This window comes from Kordia sp., from assembly GCF_045105435.1.
Classification (GTDB): domain Bacteria; phylum Bacteroidota; class Bacteroidia; order Flavobacteriales; family Flavobacteriaceae; genus Kordia.
Genome location: NZ_JBGCDL010000412.1, coordinates 1 through 5,779 on the forward strand (window position 1 = coordinate 1; position 5,779 = coordinate 5,779).

Consider the following 5,779-nt stretch of genomic DNA (forward strand, 5'->3'; position numbering starts at 1 on the left):
TAGAAACAATAGCAACTAACCCACAAGAAAGTAGAAAAGAATGGTTACTTTGGATGTTTGAGCGAGCAGGAAAAAAGAATGCAACTACAAGCAAATACCAGTTTTGGTAACATCATAATAAACCTATAGAGTTATGGAGTAACAAAGTAATTCTAGAGAAAATAAGTTATATACACAACAATCCTGTAGAAGGTGGTTTTGTAACAAAACCAATCGATTGGAAATATTCAAGTGCTAGAAATTATCAAGAAGATCATACTATTTTAGAAATAGATGACATCGGTTTCTTTGGTTAGATGATGGTATTGTATATTTTTAGCTTGTGTTTCGGCACTAGTATATACTAGCGCTAGCGTGGGATAATCGATAATAAAAAACTATTCTTTATCCTAGGTATAGGGTTAACTATATTTGGGATTATTAAAATAACTGGAGTTGTATAAAATTTCGGATACTAACGTAAATTAACGTTACATACAAACAATTTCAAAGAGGCTATCTAAAAAGTCATAATTTTCAAACCGAACTTGATTCGGTTTCCTCGCACTAGCCTAGAAAACCATTTATTCCAATCACAATTTTTTAAATTTAAAACTATGAAAAATTCAATATACCTTATTTTAACATTTATATTTTGTTACAATGTAAATGCTCAAAAAAAATCAAGTGCTATCGAAAAGAGAATTATCATGCACTTATATCTGGATGATATGTTTAAGCTTAAAGATAGCAAAGGTAAAGTCATCAACGATTTCTCTTTGCTTAATGATGTATCGCTTAATTACAACTACATGGAATATGAATCAAGTCAGATTATAAACTTTGATTTCTATCAAATTCAGGTAAATGAAAATAATTTAACTTCAAAAAATGACGCTACAAAAATTTCGATAATAAAAAGTTCGTCCCAATGTGGTAGTCTGGTTTTAGGCTTCTACCTAAATAATATTTATAATCACTCATACAGATTACAAGGTTTTTCGACCAATGATTTACCTTATCTAGTATATGATATAGCAAAAGAGAAAACTTCTGGAACTAAAATCAAGAAAATTGTACAAGAAATAGATTCTATTTTTGAATCTCTAGATATAGAGTGTATGCATAAATCTATAAAAAAATTAGACTTTGATTCTGAGTGTATGAAATCTAACTGCTACCGAAAAATTCCGTTTTCTTATAGAGCACATTAAGGTGGTGGGGTAATGTTACAGAGTAATCGATGAGCGATCACTCCAAACGAATAAATAAATTAAATCAAAAACAAAACTTCCCAACCAACCAAAAAATACATAAGCGTCACAAATACCAACTTCACATACCCTATTTTAGATACGTTGAATATTCCCTACAAGATCAAACCAATTCAACTCAAAAATAGATGTAGAAATACCGTATATGAAGCTCAAAAAACACTCTTTTTTAAACCATAAAGTTAAAGCATTTAACTTACAAGAAATCCTAATAGTACTCGCTATTATTGGAATTCTACTACTCATAGCACTTCCAAACTTAATGCCCTACATAGCAAAGGCAAAAGCGACGGAAGCACAATTTCAACTCAAAGCGATTCACTCCATGCAAACGCAGTATCGCTATCTATATTCGCGCTATTCAACCGACTTCAACGAGATCGATTATCAAGTACCAATTACTACAGACAATGGTGGAAATGCACGATATACCTACGAAATCACAGCCGCAGATGGTGGTACATACAAAGCACGCGCAGAAGCAATTGAAGATTTTGATGGTGACGGAATCCGTAATGTTTGGGAAATTGATGAAAAAGGCAATCCCAAAGAAATTATAAAAGATTGATCATCACTTTAAAAATCATATTAATCCTTTCATTTATGATCATAGCGTATCAAGATATCAAAGAAAGAAGTGTGTACTGGTTTCTATTTCCAATAGTTGCCTGTACAGCAGGATATTTATATTATACCAACACTTTTTTTGAGCTATTTTGGAAAACTTCCATCGTGAATTTAGGAATTATCATGCTTGTGTTTTTGGCGCTTCAAACCTATACAAAATTCAAACTAAGAACAGGTTTAAAAGAAGTATTTGGCTTGGGCGACGCGCTCCTATTTATAGGATTATGTGTAGCTTTTCCGATTGCTTCATTTATCATATTTTTTGTCTTTTCATTGTTGTTTTCACTAATAATACACTTTGTTTTGAAGAATAAAATGAAAATGAAATCTGTACCACTTGCTGGATATATGAGTGTTTTTTTTATTGGAGTTTACTCAATGAATTGGACAGGATTCCTACCTAATTTATACAATATATAATGATGGAAACACAAAATTACAACATACACGTTTCATTGCAACAGCTCATCAGCAGCGCGCAAGCATATCATTATCGTGTAATTCCGATGACAGATGAAAATGAAGTCTTGACTTTTAAGTCAGAAGTTACAAATGAAGCCTTACGAAAAGAACTTTCCATTGTATTTGATAAAGAAATTCAACTAGAATTAGAATCTTCCGAAAACATTGAAAAATACCTGGCAACAAACTTTCGGAAAACAGCCAATAGCAAAGCAGAAGCATTACATTATACAGATGATTTTCTAGAAAAAATAATCATCGCCGCAAAAGACATTGGAAGTAGTGATATTCATTTTGAACCGTATGAACATTCATGCCGAATTCGCTTTCGCTTAGACGGAAAACTAAAAGAACAATACGTAATTCCAGCGGCTGAATATCCTGTAATTATCAACAAAATAAAAATCAAGGCGCAGTTAGATATTTCCGAAAAACGCTTGCCACAAGACGGACGTATAACCATTCATAATGCACAAGGCGAATTTGACATTCGTGTATCTTCACTTCCAACATTGCACGGCGAAAAAATAGTATTGCGAATTCTAAGTAAAGACGCAAATCATATCAATTTAGAAGAATTGGGTTTCTCTGCTGATGAACTCTATACCTATAAAGAAATCATCAAAAAGCCAAACGGAATCATCCTAATTTCAGGCCCAACAGGTTCTGGAAAAACAACCACGTTATATGCGACTTTAAAACTTCTGAACGATTCAGAAACCAACATTCTAACCATAGAAGATCCGATTGAATATACACTAGAAGGAATCAATCAAGTACAACTAAAAGAAAATATTGGACTCGATTTTTCAAGTACACTTCGCACCTTTTTACGGCAAGATCCGGATGTAATTATGGTCGGAGAAATTCGTGATGCAAAAACAGCCAATATGGCAATTCGTGCTGCATTAACAGGACATTTGGTATTATCAACAATACACACCAACTCAGCTTGGGCAACAATTTCGAGATTAATAGACATGGACATTCCGCCATTTCTAATTGCAAGTACACTAAACATGAGTGTTGCACAACGACTGGTGCGTAAACTCTGTAATCACTGTAAAAAAGCACAATCTATAGCAACAGCAACGTTGCCAAAAGATATGATATTGCCAAAAAACATACAAACGCATCATGTTGCAGTAGGTTGCAATGCGTGTTACCAAACTGGATATTTAGGCAGAAAAGCGATATATGAAATCATTCCGATCGGAACTGAACTCATCAATCAAATCAAAGAAAATGAAACCGAAATTTCAGGCTATCTGAAAGAAAAAAATATACAAACATTAAAAGACAACGCAATTGTTCTTGTCGGAAATGGAACAACTTCCATCGATGAAGTCTACGCCTTGTTATCAAACTAAGAAAAAATGAAGAAATTAATTCTCATCATACTATTATGTTTCATGCAATTTGCAGTTTTTGCACAAGAAACACCGCGAATTGAAGCAATAAAAAATCAATTGGAAACACTTGCAGTTGACAATGTTGGACTTACCGAAAATGTAAAGACAGACATCAGTATTAATGGTGCAACACTGAGTAGTTTTTTGCTCGCTGTGGCGGATATTCACAAACTGAATTTCAATATTTCTTCCGAACTAAACAAAATCTCTGTCGCTACTAATTTTCCAGATGTTACGGTTGCAGATTTATTAACTTTCTTGTGTAAAGAACATGAACTTACGATTGAATTCACAGGAAACATTCTCGCCATAAAAAAATACACAAAACCTGTTGAAAAAGTGCAAGCTAAAGTAATTCCGATGAGCTATGACATGAAAAATGATCGGGTGAGTTTGGATATCAAATCAGATACATTATATACGACTTTCAAAAAAATAATGAACAAAACAGGAAAGAATCTAAGTTTCTCACCTGATATTGAAAACAAACAAATCACTTTTTATGTAAAAGATACTTCGTTTGATACTGCAATGGAACAATTAGCCTATGCAAATGGACTTTACATGGAAAAAGCGAGCAATGGTTTTTACATATTTGAAAATGATGTGCAAGCCGTTTCAGAAAATCAAACTGGTGGTACAACAAAACCGCAAGCGAGAAGAAGAAAATCAAACTTTAGCTTCAAAGTACTAGACAAACAACGAAAAATTGTAGAAGTCGATTTTACCAATGTTGCCATTGACGCGGTGATTCACGATATCGGAAACGCACTAGAAATTGATGTATTTACAGCAACGCCATTGACCGACGCTGGATTTACAAGTTTTACATCTAAACGTATTTATTTTGACGATTTACTGACCAAAATGTTTGAAAGTACACAAACGCAAACACTAGCTGTAAATACAAATTCTAATAGAAATAATACAAATCAGAGAGGAAATCAGAACAATCAGACAGCAAATGCATCGCAAGCATTTTTTACCTTTAAAAAGGATAGAAACATGTATATTTTTGGAACGACAAATCAGCTGAGTTTGCGCGAAATCTCAATCATTCCACTAATGCATCGTTCTATAGAATTACTCACCGATTCTAATGGAGGAAATTCTACAAGAGCAAGAAGTAGTAGTGTTGGGCAAAATAATAACAGTTTTGGTGGTGGAAATCAATTTGATTCTTTTTCAAACGGAAACAATGCCAATAGAACCACTTTAAGTCAAAAAGGACAATCGAATCAAGGAAGAGGTTTGGCAAACAACAATAGCAGTCAGGCAGAAGCATTAATCAATATTTTACCTTCCGATTTAATTGCCGATTTACAAATTCAAGCAGATTTTGAACTCAATAGTTTTTATGTCAGTGGACCAAGTTCAAGCGTAAAACGTTTTAGAAACTTTATAGAAAAAATTGACAAACCTGTTCCTGTTATTTTAATTGAAGTCATGCTGATTGATGTAAGTAAATTATCAGTTGTTGAAACGGGAATTAGTTGGGGAATTGGCGATCAACCAACACAAACAAGCGGAAGTATTTTTCCAAATACCAACTTAACATTGGGTGCAAATACGGTCAATCGTGTTATTGGAGGTTTTGATGGTTTTGGTTCGTTCAACTTAGGAAAAGTAGTGCCAGAATTCTTTGCAAATATCTCTGCAATGGAACAAGATGGTGACATTAAAATTCGTTCTACACCAAAAATATCAACCTTAAACGGACATCGCGCAACGCTGTCAAATGGGACAACATCGTATTATGCCGTTACACAACGTAACATTTACGGAACTGATAATCCGCAAACTTCAGAAATTACAAATTACTATCCAATTGATGCTGAACTCGGAATCTCTATCAAACCAATAGTTTCAGGTGACGGACAAGTAACGCTTGATATTTTTGTAATTCAGTCAACATTTGGAAGTCGTATTGACGAAAATGCGCCGCCAGATATCAGTTCAAGAGAATTTAGATCAATCATTAGAATGCGCGATCAAGACATTGCCGTTTTAGGAGGAATTGAAGAA

General features: G+C 33.8%; 5 protein-coding genes and 1 pseudogene. All 6 read left to right on the top strand.

Annotated features, from left to right (window positions below):
* Window positions 1-296: pseudogene (locus AB8B65_RS20805) on the top strand (transposase); the annotation flags it as partial.
* A gap of 300 nt (window positions 297-596) precedes the next feature.
* Window positions 597-1,193, top strand: coding sequence for a hypothetical protein (locus tag AB8B65_RS20810; RefSeq protein WP_405303201.1), 597 nt, complete (start codon window positions 597-599; stop codon window positions 1,191-1,193).
* A gap of 205 nt (window positions 1,194-1,398) precedes the next feature.
* Complete coding sequence (locus tag AB8B65_RS20815) at window positions 1,399-1,821, top strand: prepilin-type N-terminal cleavage/methylation domain-containing protein (RefSeq protein ID WP_405303202.1); 423 nt, start codon at window positions 1,399-1,401, stop codon at window positions 1,819-1,821.
* On the top strand, window positions 1,818-2,300 hold the full coding sequence (locus AB8B65_RS20820) for a prepilin peptidase (protein WP_405303203.1): 483 nt from the start codon (window positions 1,818-1,820) through the stop codon (window positions 2,298-2,300). The genes AB8B65_RS20815 and AB8B65_RS20820 overlap by 4 nt, the downstream gene beginning before the upstream one ends.
* A 2-nt stretch (window positions 2,301-2,302) precedes the next feature.
* Window positions 2,303-3,712, top strand: coding sequence for a GspE/PulE family protein (locus AB8B65_RS20825; protein ID WP_405303205.1), 1,410 nt, complete (start codon window positions 2,303-2,305; stop codon window positions 3,710-3,712).
* A 6-nt stretch (window positions 3,713-3,718) separates the two neighbouring features.
* The coding region (locus AB8B65_RS20830) for a type II secretion system protein GspD (protein ID WP_405303204.1) at window positions 3,719-5,779 on the top strand (2,061 nt) is incomplete at its 3' end.